Genomic DNA, 20061 nt, shown 5'->3' with positions numbered 1-20061 from the left:
AAAACATAAAACAAAAATTAACCAACCCAACCAAAACTAAAAAATCCCTATTTCAAATGAAATAGGGATTTTTTTATAGGGTAATCTCTTTTAATTATCAGAAGCAAACCATTCTGCAAAAGAAGATTCGGTTTCTTGTAATCTAAGAGAATGTAATTGAATGTTTTCAGGCAATCTGTTTTGAATTTTAGATGCAAAATCAATAACCATATTTTCACTGGTAGGTTGATAATTCACTAAAATCACATGATGATCTCTTTCTTTCAGTACTTTTGCTAATTCAACATGAGGAGTGTTTTTATTAAAAACAGTAGCATGATCAAATACATCAACTATTTCTTCTCTAACAATTTTTTTTAGATCAGTGAAATCTATAACCATACCGTATTTTACATTATTATAATCCGTTATAGGTTTCCCAATTACTGTTACAGAAAGCTTATAACTATGTCCATGAACATTTTTGCATTTACCATCATAACCATATAAAGCATGGCCTGTTTCAAAGCTAAATTGTTTTGTGATTCTAATATTACTCATTGTATATACATTTATGCAAATGTACTAAAATAACTCATTTTATTTCAATTCATATATTTATAAAAAAAGCCATCAAATTAATGATAGCTTTTAATAATTTAATAAAATTATTGAATTACAATTCTTCAAAAGATTGACTTTCGTTTTTAGAAACTTTCCTTGCATTTATAGCATTTCCATTTTCATCCACTACAAAAGCAACAAACTCAATATTATCAGGGTTTGAAACATTAGAAGGAATTGGAAATGAAAGATTTCTAGTGTAAATATTTCCACTGTTTGTTTCAGCACTACTTATTGCATCACCAAATAAATTTGTAATACAACTTCTTAGAGTATGATTATGTACATAATTTGGTATTGGATTAATTCCACCATAATAAGGAGTATAATTTTTTTGAGAATAAACTAATCCATTTTCTAAAACATAAACTACAAGTTTTAAATTAGAAAAATCTTTACTAAACTTTACATTCACATCTAAATTAACAGTATTGCCGCTTACAGTACTATTCATAGAAAGACCAAGTTTAGGATTCGTTCCTTGAGTTAATGTAGTAGCTTGATCGATATTTGTGTCTTGTGGTGAAGTCCAAGGAGTCATTCTATTTAACAACGCCTTAGGATATCCAGATAAACTTGTAAAAAGCAACTCTAACTGACTTGAGTCAAAGTTGTATGGATCATAATTTGAATTAGAAGGAACAGAACTTGATCTATGTATTGCAACAGTTACTACGTCATCAGTAATGACTTTTACTTGATCAATTGCATAAGCTACCCTTGTACAATATCCGCACCAAGTTCCAGTATAGTCTTCAATTAAAACGCGTTTTTTAAAATTTACTTGAGTACCGTCATGGAAAGTAATAACTATCGGACTAGAAAAAACCCCAAGATATTCGGATGTAACTGTAAATTCACCAATTGTACTAGAAATAAAAGTATTGTCATCAATCAATTCACCATTTACATAGAATTCAGCTTCTCCAGTTATTTCTTCACCGTCAGAAGTATATGCAGAAAAGGTTACTTCATAATTAATTAATGTAAATGAATTGTCCGCTGTAACAACTATTGAGTTTACAGATTTTAATATTTTATAGTCTTCAGAACATGAGTTCATCAAGAACAAAATAAATAACGATATTGATATTTTGAAAAATTTCATTTAAATTAATAATTTTAAATTAAGATTTTATTTCTTAATAATTTTTATACTTTCTTTTTGATTCTCTTCATTAGTGATATTTAGAAAATAAATATTAGACGCAAGTGAACTTAAATCTATATTTTGATTTCCAGAATTTACAAGTTGAGAATAAACTTTTTTACCATTTAAATCAAATAAGTCAATAGTAATGTTTTTAACAGTTGTCAATTCTAAATTATTTTCTACAACAGTATTGTTTAATTCTACACCCATTTCACTTAAATTAGTAAAGTTAGTAGTAGCTAATGATGGATTATATCTATATGTAAAAAAGATTGGAGTACCAATTTCAGCACCTGTAGCATCCACAGCATAAAATTTAAACAAAAAATCCATTGGATAATTTACACCGTCTCCAGTATTTGTGTTTAAAAAGTGGTCATAATTTCCATTTTGCCCATTTGCAGGAATTTCAAATGCAGGATTAGGGTAAGATTGACCAACTACGATGTTATCAATGCATTCAGTTCCGTAACACAATTGAAAATTAGTTCCATTATAATTTGTAGCACTTACAAATAGAATTTTAGTCAAAAGAGGTGAAGATGTATTATTGATTACATGAAAACCTAGGCTAGATTGAGGGTCTGTAGCTACAGTATATGTGATCATATCTCCGTTTAATATTGGGGTACCATCAGTTTTGGTTACAGAAAATTGAGCAAAAGTTGAACTAAAAATTAATAAAGATAGGGTTACAAGTAAATTTTTCATAATGTTTCTTTTAAGCCTATTTCAAACTTAATTAAAATAGGCTATTTATTGTTTTATTTAATTATTATTTTTTCATTTTTTTCAGCAGATTCTGATTTTATTTTTGCAAAATAAACACCGCTGTTTAAGTGACTTAAATCTAAAGTATTATCGTTACTAAGGCTTTTTTGATTGTAAACAACTTTACCAGTTACATCAGAAATACTAATATCAACAACTGTTGGTGAATATATATTTAAAATACCATTTGTAGGGTTTGGATAAATTGCTAGACCTGAAAGCTCGTTAGTTTTTACGTCAAGGAAACCTTGAATAGCAAAATTTCTTGATGCACCAGAGCCATATACCCCATTTGTGCTGTAAACAACTGTACCATTAGAATCAGTTAAGGTAACTGGTCCACCACCATCACCATATGAGTCTAATAAATTAAAAGTGTAGCAATCACTTGTTGATAAAGATACAGGAATGTTATAAGAAGAACTATTAGCATATGGACCTCCACTTTGAACGATAGCTCCAGAAGAATTTCTTATATTCCAAGTACATTCACTTCCATAAGTATCAGTTTGAATAGAAAGAGTCAATGAATTAGTTGTTTCTGCAGATTTGTTAAAACTTGTACTAATTGTATTGTTAGCAATATTTGAATCACTAGGTAGGTATACATTTACATTATTTGTAGCTAATATACCATAATTAATTGCAGGTAATTGAATTTCTTGAGATTGCATAACACCAAGATTTCCAGACCAATTATATACTTGAGGAGTTCCAGAGTTAACATCATAAGTTATGCTTAGCGAAGTTAAAGTATTTGGACTAATATTTTGAATTTGAATTTTAGGGCTAACACTGTTTAAGCATTGACTACTTATTGGAGTTATAGATTTTAAGTTAATGTCGCTACCTACTATACCTGTAAAAGTTGGAGTTGAACCATTTCCAGAAATGATTTTTTGTTGTGTTTCTGAAACAAAAGCAACAAGCTCTAATTGAGCAATATCAACAGGAATACCATTGTAATTTGATGGAATAGTATAAGTATATGTTCTGTTAACAAAAGTCCCCATTGTTGTAGTTGTAATATCTTCACCCCATTGACCAGTAACCATATGTACTAATCTGTGTTGGTGATTGTATTCATTTCCTGCATTTCCACCAGTTTGCGGTCCCTTTGTATTGTTTTGCAACAATGCAACATTTAATTTATTTGTTGCTTCCGGACTTGATCCAGTATAATATCCTTCAACATGAACAGTTAAAACATTAGTTTGAATATCAATTGATGATTCTACCGCAACATTTACATATGAGCTTTGAAGTTTAATTTGACTACCAGCATTTGACCAATTACCTCTGCTCATTGCAGTTCCGCTTCCTTGAGAAAGACCAAAGAACAAATTTCTATTAACAGTTCCTGCAGGATACCCAGTTAAACCAGATTGAGCTGCAATTGCAGTTCCAAATGGTGTTCTAAAATCAGGATCACCAGATCCAGCAGCAGGTGCAGCATATCCACCAACATGAATATTAATTAAAAAAACATTATTTGGGTCTGCATTCTTCATATTTTGAGCAATAGTATGACCCTGAGGACAGTACACACAATATATTCCAGTATATTCTTCAAGAATAACTTTTTTGTTTTCAGGAGTAGTGCTTACAATAGTTTGCGCAAAAGAAACAGCTCCAAATAATAAGCAAGATAAGAGTAAAGTTTTTTTCATAATGGTAACATTTGGTTTGGTTGATTGTTGTGAAAAACAGAGAAATTGTTAAAATACATAACGGTTATTCTGAAGGGTCTGTTGAAGAATTATATAATGAGTTAAAAGAACTATAAATGAATTATAAGTTTATATTAGGAATTGTTTTACTTGGAAGTTTTTTTAATGTTTATTCACAAGAAAATAAGAAGGGAAGATTCTTTGGTGGATTTGAATCAAACTCACAATACTACTTAGATGATAATGAATTTGGAGATTTTGAATATGAAGATAGATTTAGGTCTAACAACTATTTAAATTTAAATTATAATTACGACAAATGGACTGGTGGAATCCTACTTGAAGGTTATGAAAAAAATGCGTTGTTGAATTATAATCCTAAACTAAAAGGGACTAATGTTGGAACATTTTATTTAAATTATAAAACGCAAAAAGTAGATATAACAGCTGGTCATATTTATGAACAATTTGGGAGTGGAATGATCCTAAGAACTTGGGAAGATAGAGCCTTAGGGATCAATAATTCAATAAGAGGAGCCAGAGTTATTTATACACCTATTCATGATATTAGATTAACAGGTTTGTATGGTCAACAAAGAAGTGGTTTTGATGTTTCGCAAGGTAAAATTTTTGGTTTTAATGCTGATATAAACTTATCATCTTCGTTAAATTTTTCAAATTCAGATTTATCAATTGGATTTAGTTATGTAGGAAGACAAGAAGAGACATCTATTGTAGATCCGAATTTTGACGAACTAACAAATGCTTTTTCTTCTAGAGTAGATTTTATTCATAATTCTTTTTATGCTTCTTTTGAACATTCTTATAAAAGTGAAGAGCCTACAATTATTTTTAATGAGTTAGATAATGACTTTATAAAAGCAGGGAGTTCATTTTTGTTTAATACAGGGTATTCTAAAAAAGGTTTAGGAGTCGATTTATCTTTGAGAAGAATCGAAAACATGAGTTTTTTCTCTCAGAGAGAAACAGATATCTACCCTGAAAATGGAGGTTCAACTAACATAAATTATAATGACAAAATAATGAATTTTGTTCCTGCATTAACAAAACAGCATCATTATAACCTTGCCAACATTTATGTTCATCAAGCACAATCAAGAATTGACTATATAAGTCCTACCATTATGAAGTCAGGAGAAACTGGTGGTCAAGTGGATGTTTTTTATAATTTTGCTAAGGGAACAAAAATAGGTGGAAAATATGGAACTAAAATTGCCGTAAACTATTCTAGTTGGTATAACCTTCCAGGAGAATATAAATATAACCCAGAAGATTATAGTACTAAGTTTTTTGGAGTAAGTCAAAAATACTTTTCAGATTTCAATGTTGAAATTACTAAGAAAATAAACAAAAACGTTCATGGTAACTTAATGTATGTTAATCAATATATGAATCAAAAACTAACTGTCGGAGGAGATTTAGTAAAAACAGATATTATAGGAGCAGATTTGACAGTAAAGTTAAATAAATCAAAGTCTATTCGTATCCAAGCTGAACATTTATGGGCAGATGCTGATATGAAAAATTGGGCGGGAGCAACAGCAGAATTTAACTACAATTCAAAATTATCTTTTTACATTTATGATTTGTATAATTATGGAAACAATCATGAGGAAAGAAGAATTCATTATTACAATATTGGAAGTAGTTATAGAAAAGGTTCTTCTAGAATTGCTATAAATTACGGTAGACAAAGAGGAGGATTGGTTTGTGTAGGTGGAGTTTGTAGATTTGTTCCAGAGAGCAAAGGTATTTCTTTAGCTTTAAGCACAACATTCTAATATTAAAATTAAAGAGATAAAAAAAGGGATGGTTTTAAACCATCCCTTTTTTTATCTCTTTAAAGCAAAATGTGATTTAAATTCTTTTCGACTCCCATTTTCTGTATATTCTATTTTAAACCAATAATCTGTTGAAGGAAGAAGATAACCATTAAAACTTCCGTCCCAACTAGCTTGATTAGGCTTAATTTGTTTTAACAATTTTCCGTATCTATCATAAATCGTAATAATCGCATTATAATTTTGAGGTAAGTTATTAATGTTCCAATATTCATTAAAACCATCACCATTTGGAGTAAAATAAGAAGGATAAGTTATTGTTCTGATGGATTCAGAAACTACTAAACCACACTGAGCAACATCTCTTACATGAATAGTATAAATTCCGTTGGGTAAGCCAATGAAAACTGGACTAACTTGCCAATTTTCACCATTATCAATACTAAATTCATAATTTCCATAACCATTTTCAACAGTCACAAGTATTGAGCTTGTTCCAGCAGAAAAAAGAGGAGTAGTTAAATTGACTACAACATTTTGTGGTGCTGAGGAATATATAACTTGAACACTATCAGACGATGTACAATTTGTTGAATTATCTGTTACTATAACTGAATAAATTCCTTCGACAGCATTATTAAATATTGGTGATTGGTTACCGTTAGAATCTATATTTGGATTTGTTGGTGACCATTGAAAATTATAATTTCCTTGAATTGAAGGTGTCGCATTTAGTGTGATTTGTGAATTATTTTGACCTGTAACTGGATCTACACAAACTATTATATCATCACCTAAATCAAAATATGGAGATGGATTAACAGTAAGAGTTAGATAAGGACCTAATCCAACACATTCATTATTTACAGTACTTTCTATTCTTACCCAAATATTTTGACTAAAAGGAGAATTAGTATTCCTATAGTTTGTAAGATTACTGATTTGATTTTGCTCTAATATTGCGTCTTGTTGATTTTGATAATAATAAATATTCAAGTTTTGACTAGAAGGTAATTGCCCTAAAATAGCAACAGTTGCATTTGAAAAATTAAAATAGGTAATTCCATCTGTTGCAGGGTCATTACTATCTATAAATGTATCACATTCTATTATTTGAAAGTTGTAATTTGCTGGAATCTGTGTTGATGAAACAAGAAGAGTTATTTTTGAAATTTTAGAACAACCAAATTCATTAGTGATTTTAGCCCAAATTTCTGTATTACTAGATGAAGAAAAATTATCAAAGTTAGTTATAGGTAAGATATTGTTTTGAGCATTGTTTAAGGAAGTAAAATAAGCGAAACTAACATTACTTTCAGAAGTAATTAAATCATTAGCTTGAGTTAGGTTAAAATCAGTTATCCCATCAGAATCAACATCACATTGATTAAGTTCTATTGTATTTACAATTAATGGTAATGGTCTTACAATTAGAGAAAGTTTTGCAAGACTAAAACAATTAGTGTTGGTGTCTACTAATTTGACAAATATATCTTTAGAATTAGAATAGTAGTTAGTTAAAGGATTGGTGTCAGTATCTGCATTTTGCTTAGTCTCATAATAATATGCTTGTACAGTATTTGGTTGTCCTGTTAAAATTTCTGTGGTTTTAATTGATAGATTAAATGTCGCAAATCCATTTGCGTCATCACCATCTTCATTTGTGTCGCAAATAACAAAATCTGTTATAGGATTGCCATTAAAAACTGGAGAAGGGTTTACGGTAACAGTAACTGAGGCAGAACTTTCACAGATATAATTATCATCAATAAAATAAGTAAATTGTCCAGATCCATCATTTTGAGCAGAATAATAATTTGTTCCACTAGCCAATTCAGGTAGCCAATATCCGTTAGGCTCAATATTGTCACCTAATAATTCTCTTAAGTCAGTAATATTATCTTTATCACATAAGACTATTGAAGTGTCATTTCCAGCAAATGGAGCTTGTTGAATAGTTACACTTACATTTACATCTACGATGTCACAATTGCTAATTTGATAATAATTATATACCGTAGCTAAATCTACATCAGGATTAAAAATATCTGTTCCACTTGCTAGAGCAGGAGTCCAAACACCTCCAGTTTCTGGATTACCATCAACTTCTTCCAATAAATTTGTTAATCCTTCTGAGCACACAATTACACTTGAATTTTTTGGTTTATCACCAAACCCAGAATAATAACTTGAAAACCCAGAATTTGCATTATCACTACCAATAACACCTGCAGCAATTGGACCAGTAGATTCAATAACAACATTGTTAAAATAACCTGGAATTCTGTAAGTAACCCAATCTGGATTTCCTAAAACAGGTTCAGGTAAAAAAGAAGTGGTTATTCCATTAATTTTTACAACTGAATTTGTTGAAGTAACAGCTAAAATATCTGTGTTGAATTGATAATTTCCTATTTTTCCAATATTTGGAACTAAATCAATCTTTTTCTTAAAAAAACAACTCAGAGGAGGAATAAAGCTAAAACCAGTTGAACCATCACTACTTGAGCCAGCAGTTATTTGATACATATACACGGGTTTGTCACTTGATATATACATGTTTTGATTTTCTGTTCCTTGATAATTTGACGAAGGAATTAAAGCATACTCACCTTCATTGATTGTAAATGAAGGAATCGTATTGCCATTTATAAAGATGTTTGTATTGTCTTGTGTCGCAATAGCTAAAGGTCTTTCAGAATTATCACTACCATTTCCCTTTATTAATACGTATTCAGTTCCTACTTGCTCCACCGGAACTATTTGGTCTAAGTTAATGTCATGACCTGTATTTGCAGTACTCATATTTCCTAAAATGTTTCCAGTTATTACAGCAACAGGTTTATTCGAAGTTAGAGTAGCACCAACAAATCCGTCGAGATTAGGCAACTGGCTGGAATATCCCGTAAAAGTAACAGAGTAACCTTCATTAAGAAGTATTGTTTGAGAATTTGGACTAATTGGACCAACGATTGTATGAAATATTACGTCTGTATTATAATTAGAAATTGTAACTATAGTACCATTCTCTTTAGCCATTACACCTACTACAAAATTTCCATCATTAGAAACCCTTGACTGCGGAAGACTTCCTAGTTTAAAATGAGTTCCTAGAGCATCTCGACCTTTAGAAACAATTACTTCAGAGTTATCGTTTAAAACAAGTCGAACTGAAACATAAAAATCTTTTTTTGCTTCTAAAATTAATCCTTTATCATTTGCAAAAGCATTTGCATTGTCTTCAAAAAGAAGCGATGGATTTTGATTTCCAATAATTATTGTTCTTGGGTTTCCATTTGAAATCGTAAACGGAGAACCTGAAATTTCGACACCTTGGCCATTAGTGATTTTAATAGTAAATGGTGTTTGTTCGGGTGTAGATAAATATAAATATTGTTCAATAGAATTTGAATAGGTAGTATAAAGAGGTGGAATCCAATGCTTATTGCTTAGTTGACTATGAACTAAGTTTGAAAACAATAGGATGATTATCAGTTTAATACGCATTCTTTTTTTATAAAAATAAAGATAATGATTTTAATAATTGTCTTTTTAATAATTAGTTAACTATTGAAGGATGTTTTTTATCTCTTTAAAGCAAAATGCGATTTAAATTCTTTTACATTGCCATTTTCAATATATTCAATTTTAAACCAATAGTCATTAGAAGGTAACGGCTGACCGTTAAATGTTCCGTCCCATCCATTACCATTTGGTTTAATTTCTTTTAAAAACTTTCCATAGCGATCAAAAATAAATATTTTACCTTGATATGATTGTAATAACCCATTGATGTTCCAATATTCATTAAAACCATCACCATTTGGAGTAAAATAAGGTGGATAGGTAACAGTTTGTATGGATTGAGAAGATATTAATCCACATTGTTCAATGTCTCTTACTAAAACGGTATAATTTCCATTTGTTAAACCTCCGAAAACTGGACTTGACTGCCAATTAATTCCATTATCTATACTATATTCATACATACCAAATCCACCAACGGGAAGTGCTTCAATAGTTGCTGTACCAGGTGAAAATAGCGGTGTAATTAATACAGCACTAACACTTTCTGGCTCAGAAGAAAAGGTAACTTCAACACTGTCTGCGAATTTACACGTAGTATCAATATTTGTCACTTCAACACTATAAGTTCCTGATTGAGTAACTGTATATATTGCTGATTGATTTCCAGAGGAGTTCGTTGTTGGATTTGTTGGTGTCCAATTATAACTATAATTTCCAGCAGTAACAGGTGTTGCGTTAATTGTTTGTGAACCTGAACCAGTGATTGGGTTTATACAAACAGTAAAATCATTTCCTAAATCAAAATTAGGAATAGGATTGACAATTAATTGAACATATTGACCTAAACCAAAACACTCATTATTGATTGCGCTATCTATTCTAACCCATATAAATTGATTATTCGCAATTGTATTTCTATAATCAACAGAAGTGTCAATTGGATTTAATCCAGCAGTTGCATCATTTTCATTTTCGTAATAAGAAACCTGTAAATTTTGATTTGGAGGAAATTGATTTAAAATATCTGTTGTAGCTTCATTTAAATTAAAATAGTCAAATCCATCATTTGAAGGGTCGTTAAGATCTATATAATCATCACATTGGTTCAAATCTATGTTTGTAACAGGAGTTGTTGTTGAAACGATTAAGTTTACTTTTACAACCCTAAAACAGTTATTGTCATTTTCAACTCTTGTCCAAATTACACCATTATTTGGAGAAGTGTAATTTGTAATATTTGTTATTGGTGATGTGTTATTTTGTGCATCTAATGGAGTTGTAAAATAACTAAAATTTAATGTAGTATCATTTGAGATTAATACATTTGAAAAAGTTAAATTAAAATCTGTAATAGCATCAGTATCAGTATCACATTGTTTTAAATCTACATTGTTTGCTACAGCAGGTAATGGGTTAACTACTAAATTAAAAGAAGTTATTGAAAAACAATTTGTTGTATTATCTGTTAATCTTACAAAGACTAATTGTGAATTAGAATAATAATTATTTTGTGGATTGACATTATTTTCTGCTTCATTTTGATTGATATGATAAGTAACAGTTATTCCAGTTTGACCATTTAAAACTTCAGCATTTTTGGTCGGTAAATTAAAAGTAGCAAAACCATTGCTGTCATCTCCATCTTGTGCATCATCACAAATTTCATAATCTGAAATAGGAACTATCATTGGAGAAGCTTTTCTTGTTATAGTTACAGTTGATGAAATATCATCACAAATTCCGTCACTTTCAATGGTATAAGTATAGACTCCACCTGGATCAACACTTGGGTCATAATATCCAGTTCCACTTGTCATCGCAGGAGACCAAACACCACCAGTTGTTACATTATTTCCTAATAAAGTAAATAAGTCCATTTGAGGATCAGTTGTACAAACCTCAAGAGTATTATCTGTTCCTGCACTTGGAGCTTGTTGAATTGCTACAGTTATATCTACACTAATATTTGCACATGTTGCCGTATATGAATAATTGTATGTACCAGGTAAGTCAACATTAGGGTCAAAAATATCAGTTCCACTAGCTAAAGCTGGTGTCCAAACACCACCAGTTTCTGGATTTCCATCAATTGCTTCTAATAAATCTATTGTTCCCACAGAACAGATTGTAACATTTGTATCTTTTGGCTCACTTCCAAAACCTGAGTAATAACCACCATATCCAGCAGCTCCACTGGCTCCAAAAACACCAACTGCTAAAGGACCTGTTGATTCAACCACTACATTTCCAGTATAACCAGGAATTCTATAAGTAACCCAATCAGTTGTTCCTAAAACAGCTTCTGGAGTTGTTGTTGTAGGATTACCATTTACTGTAATTGTAGCATTAGCATAGGTAAGGGCTATAATATCACTAGTGTATTGATTATTTCCAATAGAATTTATACTTGGAATTAAATCTACACTCTTTTGAAAAAAACAACTCAAAGGTGGTATAAAGTTCATTCCCGTGGTAGCAGAATAGTTTGCTCCAGCTAAAACTTGATATAAATAAATTGGTTTACTACTGGTAATGTACATGTTTTTGTGATTTGTTCCTTGATAAAATGTAGGAGGAATCGTTAAGTAACCACCAGTATTGATAGTAGCAAACGGTAAAGCACCTCCATTTACAAAAATTTCAGTATTATCTTGAGTAGCAATTACTATAGGGAATTCAGAATCATCACCTCCATTTCCTCTAACAACTATATATTCAGAACCTACTTGATCATAAGATACGATTTGATCTAAATTAAAATCTTGTCCGTCATTAGCAGTTAATGTTCCACCTAAGGCATTTCCTGTGCTAACAGCAATAGGTTTGTCTGAAGTAATTAAAGCTCCAATAAAGCCATTATAATTATCCGGATAAACAGCGTCACTATAACCAGATAAGACAACAGATTCCCCTTTATTAAGAGTAAAATTTTGAGTATTTAACGTAATGTCACCCGATCCTGAAGTAAAAACTACATTAGTATTGTAGTCAGAAACTTCAACAGTTGTATTATCTTGAGTAGCTATAAAACTTGCTACAAAATTTCTTGCAGCTCCTGAACCTCCTTGAGGTACACTTCCAACTCTAAATTGAGTACCAATTCCAGGAATACCTTTCGCTACTAAAACTTCTGCATGATTTTGAGACCTTACTTTAAAGGTAGCATAAAAATCTTTTGTTGCTTCTAAAATTAAACCTTTATCACTATTTACAACATTAACATCACTTTGGTTTAAAAACATTAAGGAAGGTTGCCCGTTTCCAATAGTAATAGTTTGCGGATTACCTTGAGAAATTGTAAATGGTGATCCTGGTATTGGTGTACCGTTTCCACTCTTAACAGAAACAGTAAATGGTGTTGGATTTGGTGTAGATAAGTATAAATAATGTGTGTTAACAACAGAGGCATCTCTTGCGTGCAAAGGAGGAAGCCAATGTTTATTACTAAGTTGACCAAAAACAAAAGAGGTAAATAATAGAGTAATTATTAAACTTAAACGCATCGTGATTTTTTTAAAGGGAGGTAAATGTAAATAAAAAAATACAATAAACCTTATTAAGTCCTTTGTTTTAGGGAATTTAACATTAGTTTAAGTAATTAGAAAAAAGCTCTTAATTGTACATTTCCAGTGTGAATTGTTTTTGAAGTTTCACTTTTTCGACCTTGATAATTTAAGTTTATATCCAAATAACTCGTTAGGTTTTTTTGCAATAATAATCTCCATGTTTGATTTTTTCCAACTTGCAATCCTTCAAGCAATTGAAAGCCAACAGCGGATAATGAATTTCCTTCAAACGAATTGTTGTAATGCGAGAATTCTCCATTTACACTAAATCCTTTTTCACTGTTAAAAGTAAATGAAGTTCCAAAACGGTTTTGTTGTAAACTTTCACCATTTCCAATTTGGTTTTCTTTGTTCTGAAATTCATAAAAAATATCCCAACTAGCATTTTTTGAAAATAAATAAGAAACTTTTGGGAAAGCTTGATAACCTTCAATTTGGAAATTTCGACTAGGATAATTTTCTGAAAAAGCTTCACTAAAAATGGTTTTTCCTGATAATGTAAACAGCCAAATTTTTTGAACCAAATGTTGATATTGTAACTGATGTGATTTGGCTTTGTTTTCAACAGAACCAACTGATAATAAGTTTTTAGAATCATTCGTCAAAAAATTATAAGTGATAGAATTTCGCTGTTTTCCTCTATTGAAAAACAAACTATTTCTGAAACTGTTATTTAATCCAATTAGATTTTCATCGGAATTTGAAAAAGGATTCAAGTCAAAATTATTGCCATCTCTCGAAATTTTTCGGTCAATTAAAAAAGAGGTTTGGTTATAAAATTTCGACATAAATTTCAAAAAGCCAGTTTTATTTTGCCATTGATTAAAATTAAAAGTCAATGATTGTGAAAATTTATTTTGGTGTGTTCTTAAGAAAACTTGATTGGGTAAAAACACTCGAACATATTTTGCTAAATCCGGAAAAGGAGCAATTTCAAACTCTTGCAATTCCTGAATTCCGTTATTATTATAATCATTCCAAGTATAAACTCCTTGACCTGGTTCGACTTCTAAATACGTAAACTCTTGTTGGGCAATTGTTCCAGATGAGTTTTCATAAGTTGTAGATACTTGCATCAATTGGTCAAAAAATCTATCGTTATAAATTATTCTAGAATTCAATGATGGCTCATCTTTCTTAGTAATGTCTTCATATTTCAACGTTCGATATTTTATAAAAACACTCAAATTACTTTTTTCCGTTTTTATCAATTGTGAATTCAAATAATACGAATTGGAATGATTGACACGTTGAATAATTCCGTTTTGTAAACTGTCATTTTTTCGTTGTAAATAACCTAATTCTACAAAAACTTTAGTTGAATCACCACGACCAACAAATCCTCCATATTCTGCAAATTTTTGACTTAATGCTGAGAATTCATTGGTTTCAACTAATTTTTCCGAATTATCCTCAAAATTGAAACTTCCTCCAACCCAATTTTTCTTGAAATTGTATTTTGCCTTGGTTTGATTTCGAATGAACTTGGTATCAGAATAACTACCATCACTTTTCATAGCACTACTTTGATTGAAAATAGAGATGTTTTTATGTCTATAATTTCCGAAAAAACTATGTCTTGTTCCAGAAAAATTTTCAGAGAAATCTAATTTCTCCAATTGATATTTGGCAAATCCTTTTTTATTGAAATTAAAATCTAACCCTGAAATCAATAAACTTTGATTACCTAAAGGGGTAGTTAAGTTCCAATCACGATTAAACTCTATGGTAAATAAACGTTCAATGGTTTTAAAATCTTGTTGAATAAATTGAAAATCTGCAAATGCATCAATGGTAGTTTTTTGAGTAAATAAACGTTGTTTAGCATTTATTTTTCCAGCAATTCCGTTGTTGTTTTTATCATCTAAATTCGAATACAAGTTCAAATCATTATTACTTACACCAATTTCAAAATCAACTTTTGTTTTTTCAGAAGGATAATAACCACCTAAAATTGTTGCAATTTGAATTTTTGTAGGGGCAATTAATCGAACAATAGGTTCATAATTTCCTTGAGGAATTCCTGCTATAGGTTCAATGTATTCATAAATTTTTCCAATGGCTTGATTGTTGGCTAAAATGTAATTTCCTAGATTTGTTCCAACCAAACTAAAACGAACATTATATAATTCATCATCAGGATTGTTGGAATATTCAAAAACTTCAACACCTGAAATAATGACTTTTTTATACAAAACTTTATTTTCTGAATAACTATCTAAATAAGCAGAAGGGGCATTCATCAAGGATAAATCATCACCAGCGTTTTGTAAAACGGCAATCTGATCTTCTGATAAATTTTGTTGCAAAGGTTGGTTTTTTACATCATTTTCAGAATATAAAAAACCACCTATATTCCATTTTTCGGTTTCATGAGTTGCACCAGCATATGTTACAAAACGAGTGTAATTTCTATCTGTATATTGATATTCGACATTGATTCGCATTTCGGAAGTTATCGGAAACAAAGACGTAAAAATCACTTCACCAGCATTGTAATCTATGATGTAATCATTGTTTTCTCCACGAGTTAGTAAAATTCCGTTCACAAAAACTCGTTCAGAACCTGAAATTACTAAAACATATAATTCACCATTATTTCCACGCAATTTATAAGGCCCTTGATTTCCTTCTTGACCTGTAAATTGACTTCGAGCATATTGTCCACGAACTAAAGCAGCAGAAGCAAAAATATCGGTTTTGTTTTCGTCCGAACCAAATGAAAAGTGTGATGAAATTCCTTGTACTTTTTTATTAAAATTTAAGAATGAAGCTTTTCGGTTTTCTAAAAATAAATCTCCAGCTCTGATATTCCATTTGTCTGAAAATAACTCAATAAAAATTTGGTCAAATTCATCAAGTTTTTGCGAATAACCACCATCTTGCAAAGGAATATTACTGTCTTGAATAGAAGCGCGTAAACTGACTTTGTCCGATAATTTTCCTGTAATTTGAAGGTCTAAATTTGAATTTACAACTGTGTTTTGATTATTTCCAATGGTAACTCCTCTTGTAATACTTCCGTTTGTATTTAATCCATCAAAAGGTCGGAAAGTACTTTTATTTGGGTTTTTTATGGTAAAAAGTTGGCCAGCTTTATTAGAAACTACTTTATTTTCATCATAAATGGAATAGGTTTTGGTCAAAAAATCAGGAAAAGTTAAGTATTTGACTTCTAAAGTGTCTTTTGAAGTGAAATTTTCTTTAAAAATTATTTTTCCAGATTTGAAATCGACTTTATAATTTGATGAATCAATTTCGATTCCATTTTTATCTACAACTTTAAAGAAAGCTTTATTAATACTCACTTTTTCTAAAGAAATAGTATCTTTTGTAGCAACAATTTTTTTTGATTTATATGGAGTTTGTGTTTCTTGAGCCAAAATGCCCGAAACAAAAAACAAACTAATCCATAAAAACCACTTCTTACCCATAAATACTATAACTCACAATTTTCAAAAGTAGTATAAATTTAGGGTTTTTTACCAATAAGATTTAAAGAGAAAAAGTTTGATTTTCTGCCACTAATTCACTGATTTTTTTCTTTTAACTAGATATTAAATCTGTGAATCTGTGGCTAGTAAATCTATTCCTTAGTCACAACCTGCAAAGTTCCTCTAGAGATTTGCGTCAATAAAATCTTTTTGTTATTTTCTACTATGTTTTTAGCTTCTTCATCAAAATGTCTTACGGTGTAAAGCGAAACATTTTCATTAAACGAAATTTTGAATTTCTTAGCTAAGCTCTTTTTCAAAGGCTCAAAATTTCCATATTTATCTTCAATACAAACTGAAAAACTTATGGCTGAATTCTGAATTAAGTTCACTTTTATTTTATATTCAGAAAAAAGAGCAAAAATTTCACTCATGTGATCTTCCATCATAAATGAAAAATCTAAGGATGATAATGAAAGTAACATTTGACTTTTCTTAATTATAAAACAAGGAATAAGTGGGTCTAAATCTGCTCCTTTTGAAACTGAAGTTCCTGGTAAAAGTGGATTTATAAATGACTTTACAAACAAAGGAATTTCTTTTCTTTGAAGCGGTTGTAAAGTTTTTGGATGAATTACACTTGCTCCATAAAACGCTAACTCAATTGCTTCACGATATGAAATTTGGTTTAGTAGAATTGCGTTTTCAAAATATCTTGGATCGGCATTCATAACACCAGGAACATCTTTCCAAATCGTAACACTTTCTGCACCTAAGCAATAAGCAAAAATAGCTGCTGTGTAATCAGAACCTTCTCTTCCTAAAGTTGTAGTGAAATTATTTTCGTCAGAACCTAAAAATCCTTGTGTGATGTTTAAGTTTTTCTTTTTAACACCTTTTGAAATTAGTTTTTGGGTTTGTTCCCAATCTACATTTCCATCACGGTAATTATTGTCTGTTTTGATGAAATTTCGAACATCAATCCAGTTGTTTGTTAGACCTTGTTCGTTAAAATAATGACTTACAATTGTAGTTGAAATAATTTCTCCATAACTGATGACTTGATCATAAACGAAACTATAATTTGGAGATTTGTTACTTCTTAAAAAATATTCTAAATCAGCTAAATGACTGTTCACAGCAAAAAAAACATCACTATCTTCATCTTCAAACAAATCCATTAAAATTTGATTGTGATATTTCTTTACTTCTTGTAGAGAAGCATTAAATTCACTCGATTTTTCGAAATAATGTTTAATTACATCTTCTAATGCATTGGTCATTTTTCCCATAGCCGAGATCACTATTAACGTATCATCATAACCAACAGTTTTAAGTACGTTTAAAACATTTTTTACGCCATCAGCATCTTTAACTGATGCACCACCAAATTTAAATATATTCATTCTTATATAAGTATTAAGATAAGAGTATTAAGTATTAAGATTTAAAAAGTAATTGATTCCAATTTCATCCATTTGAACAACGTACCAATCTTTTAGAATATTTGCACCAGATTTTTCGTAGAATTTTATAGCATTTTCGTTCCAATCTAAAACATTCCACTCAATTCTTCTGACATTGTCTTTTTTACCTTGTTTTATGATTTCACTGTATAAGGCAATTCCAGCACCAGTTCCACGTTGACTTTCTTTAACAACTAAATCTTCTAAATGTATTGTTTTTCCTTTCCAAGTAGAATATCTGTAATAATATAAAGCCATTCCAATGATTTCACCATTATTTTCAGCTACAAATGTATGAAATAATGGGTTCGGTGAAAATCCATCTCTTATTAAATCTTCTTTTGTAACCACAACAGCATCAGGTTCTTTTTCAAAAACAGCTAACTCAATGATTAAATCGAGTACAGCTTGCATGTCTTCTTTTGTTCCTTTTCTTACGTTCATAATTTTGGAAATTTAAGCAAAAATAAGATTAAGAAAAACATCTACCTAAAAAACCTATTTCTTTTCACAAAAAAACCGATATTTGTGCCTATACATAACTACATCAATTTCAAAATGGAAGAAAGAAACAAAACTTTAGGGGAATATATTATTGAAAATCAAAACGCTTTTCAATATTCAACTGGTGAATTGTCTAGAATAATAAATTCTATTCGTTTAGCAGCTAAAGTTGTAAATTATAAAGTGAATAAAGCCGGCTTAGTGGATATTGTTGGTGCTGCTGGCGAACAAAATATTCAAGGCGAAGACCAACAAAAATTGGATGTTTTTGCTAATGATACTTTCATTCAAACGTTGATCAATAGAGAAATTGTATGTGGAATTGCTTCAGAAGAAAACGATGATTTTATTACAGTAGCAGGAAGTGATAATTCGCACAACAACAAATATGTGGTTTTGATGGATCCTTTGGATGGCTCATCTAATATTGATGTTAATGTTTCTGTAGGAACGATTTTTTCAGTATTCAGAAGAGTAACACCTATTGGAACTCCAGTAAAGTCTGAAGATTTTTTGCAGCCTGGAATTAACCAAGTAGCAGCAGGTTATGTGATTTATGGAACATCAACTATGTTGGTCTATACAACTGGTCATGGAGTTAACGGGTTCACTCTAAATCCTGCAATTGGGACTTTTTATTTATCACATCCCAACATGCAATTTTCAAAGGATGGAAATATTTATTCAATAAACGAAGGAAATTACATTCATTTTCCTCAAGGTGTAAAGGATTACTTAAAATATTGTCAAGCCGAAGAAGGCGATAGACCTTATACATCTAGATATATAGGAAGCTTAGTTTCTGACTTTCACAGAAATATGATTAAAGGAGGAATTTACATTTATCCAACAAGTTCAAAAGCTCCAAACGGTAAGTTGAGATTGCTTTACGAATGTAATCCAATGGCGTTTTTAGCTGAACAAGCTGGTGGAAAAGCCTCTGATGGTTATCAAAGAATCATGAAAATTCAACCTACAGAATTGCATCAAAGAGTACCTTTTTTCTGCGGTAGTTATAACATGGTTGAAAAAGCAGAGGAGTTTATGAAAAATTCTTAAATTTTATCTCCAAATAACAATTAAATACAATATTTAACATCTTAAATATGATATGTTACAACCATTTTAAGTCAAAGATATTTAATATGTTAATTTTTTTTTACATTTGCAAATCCGAAACAAACGAAATCGTATAGTAAATGTCTAAAAATCAAAACAAAGAAGTTGAAGCAAATTCTGTAAACACTAATGAATCTGCTCAACGATTAGAAGCAATCAAAAATCTGATTTTTGGTGAAAATATTCAGCAAATTGACGCTGAGTTTGATTCGATAAAAAATCATATTGAGAAAAGAAAAGAGGAAATTGAAGCGCTAATTGAAGACACCCATAAGGAATTAGCAACAGCTATTGACAATTTATCTACAGATTTAAACATCAGAATTACAGAAGTAGAAGACAAATTGAACGAAAAAACAGATGATTTAAATCATAAAAAATTAGATAGAAATCTAATAGGTTCATTATTAGTCTCTATGGGTGAAAAAATAATGAAAGATTAATT

The 20061-nt window shown here is 30.3% G+C and carries 12 protein-coding genes; 3 read left to right on the top strand and 9 right to left on the bottom strand.

Annotated features, from left to right (window positions below; translation table 11 throughout):
• Positions 1–90: 90 nt before the first annotated feature.
• The 4 genes from AABJ49_RS07765 to AABJ49_RS07750 all read right to left on the bottom strand — a co-directional run bounded on the left by AABJ49_RS07765 (position 91) and on the right by AABJ49_RS07750 (position 4197).
• Entirely contained in the window at positions 91–540 is a 450-nt protein-coding gene (locus tag AABJ49_RS07765; protein WP_338377644.1) for a 6-carboxytetrahydropterin synthase, read from the bottom strand.
• A gap of 115 nt (positions 541–655) precedes the next feature.
• Complete coding sequence (locus AABJ49_RS07760) at positions 656–1711, bottom strand: Omp28-related outer membrane protein (RefSeq protein WP_338377642.1); 1056 nt, start codon at positions 1709–1711, stop codon at positions 656–658.
• 27 nt (positions 1712–1738) lie between these two features.
• The gene (locus AABJ49_RS07755) at positions 1739–2467 is read right to left on the bottom strand and encodes a T9SS type A sorting domain-containing protein (RefSeq protein WP_338377639.1); all 729 of its coding nucleotides are present in this window, start codon (positions 2465–2467) and stop codon (positions 1739–1741) included.
• Between the two features lie 53 nt (positions 2468–2520).
• On the bottom strand, positions 2521–4197 hold the full coding sequence (locus AABJ49_RS07750; RefSeq protein ID WP_338377637.1) for an Omp28-related outer membrane protein: 1677 nt from the start codon (positions 4195–4197) through the stop codon (positions 2521–2523).
• Positions 4198–4313: 116 nt separating this feature from the next.
• Here AABJ49_RS07750 and AABJ49_RS07745 point away from each other — a divergent pair, with 116 nt between their 5' ends.
• Complete coding sequence (locus AABJ49_RS07745) at positions 4314–5999, top strand: DUF6029 family protein (RefSeq protein WP_338377635.1); 1686 nt, start codon at positions 4314–4316, stop codon at positions 5997–5999.
• 51 nt (positions 6000–6050) lie between these two features.
• Here AABJ49_RS07745 and AABJ49_RS07740 read toward each other — a convergent pair whose 3' ends face one another.
• The 5 genes from AABJ49_RS07740 to AABJ49_RS07720 all read right to left on the bottom strand — a co-directional run bounded on the left by AABJ49_RS07740 (position 6051) and on the right by AABJ49_RS07720 (position 18437).
• Positions 6051–9506, bottom strand: a complete 3456-nt coding sequence (locus tag AABJ49_RS07740; protein ID WP_338377633.1) for a T9SS type B sorting domain-containing protein — start codon at positions 9504–9506, stop codon at positions 6051–6053.
• A gap of 77 nt (positions 9507–9583) precedes the next feature.
• Entirely contained in the window at positions 9584–13030 is a 3447-nt protein-coding gene (locus AABJ49_RS07735; RefSeq protein WP_338377632.1) for a T9SS type B sorting domain-containing protein, read from the bottom strand.
• A gap of 95 nt (positions 13031–13125) precedes the next feature.
• Positions 13126–16527 carry a hypothetical protein gene (locus tag AABJ49_RS07730; RefSeq protein WP_338377630.1) on the bottom strand — a complete coding sequence of 1134 codons (3402 nt, stop codon included), beginning with the start codon at positions 16525–16527 and terminating at the stop codon, positions 13126–13128.
• A gap of 152 nt (positions 16528–16679) precedes the next feature.
• Positions 16680–17933 (bottom strand): aspartate kinase, encoded by a 1254-nt coding sequence (locus AABJ49_RS07725; protein ID WP_338377628.1) that lies wholly within the window; start codon positions 17931–17933, stop codon positions 16680–16682.
• Positions 17934–17960: 27 nt separating this feature from the next.
• Positions 17961–18437, bottom strand: coding sequence for a GNAT family N-acetyltransferase (locus tag AABJ49_RS07720; protein ID WP_338377626.1), 477 nt, complete (start codon positions 18435–18437; stop codon positions 17961–17963).
• Between the two features lie 114 nt (positions 18438–18551).
• Between AABJ49_RS07720 and fbp the strand changes: the two genes are divergently transcribed.
• Both fbp and AABJ49_RS07710 read left to right on the top strand, forming a co-directional pair.
• Complete coding sequence (fbp, locus tag AABJ49_RS07715) at positions 18552–19556, top strand: class 1 fructose-bisphosphatase (protein WP_338377624.1); 1005 nt, start codon at positions 18552–18554, stop codon at positions 19554–19556.
• 140 nt (positions 19557–19696) lie between these two features.
• Positions 19697–20059, top strand: coding sequence for a fructose 1,6-bisphosphatase (locus AABJ49_RS07710; RefSeq protein ID WP_338377622.1), 363 nt, complete (start codon positions 19697–19699; stop codon positions 20057–20059).
• The last annotated feature ends 2 nt before the right edge of the window (positions 20060–20061 follow it).

It is taken from the genome of uncultured Flavobacterium sp. (assembly GCF_963922255.1).
GTDB lineage: Bacteria > Bacteroidota > Bacteroidia > Flavobacteriales > Flavobacteriaceae > Flavobacterium.
The sequence above is the reverse complement of the archived record's forward strand: the minus strand, read 5'-3'. Positions and strand labels throughout refer to the sequence as shown.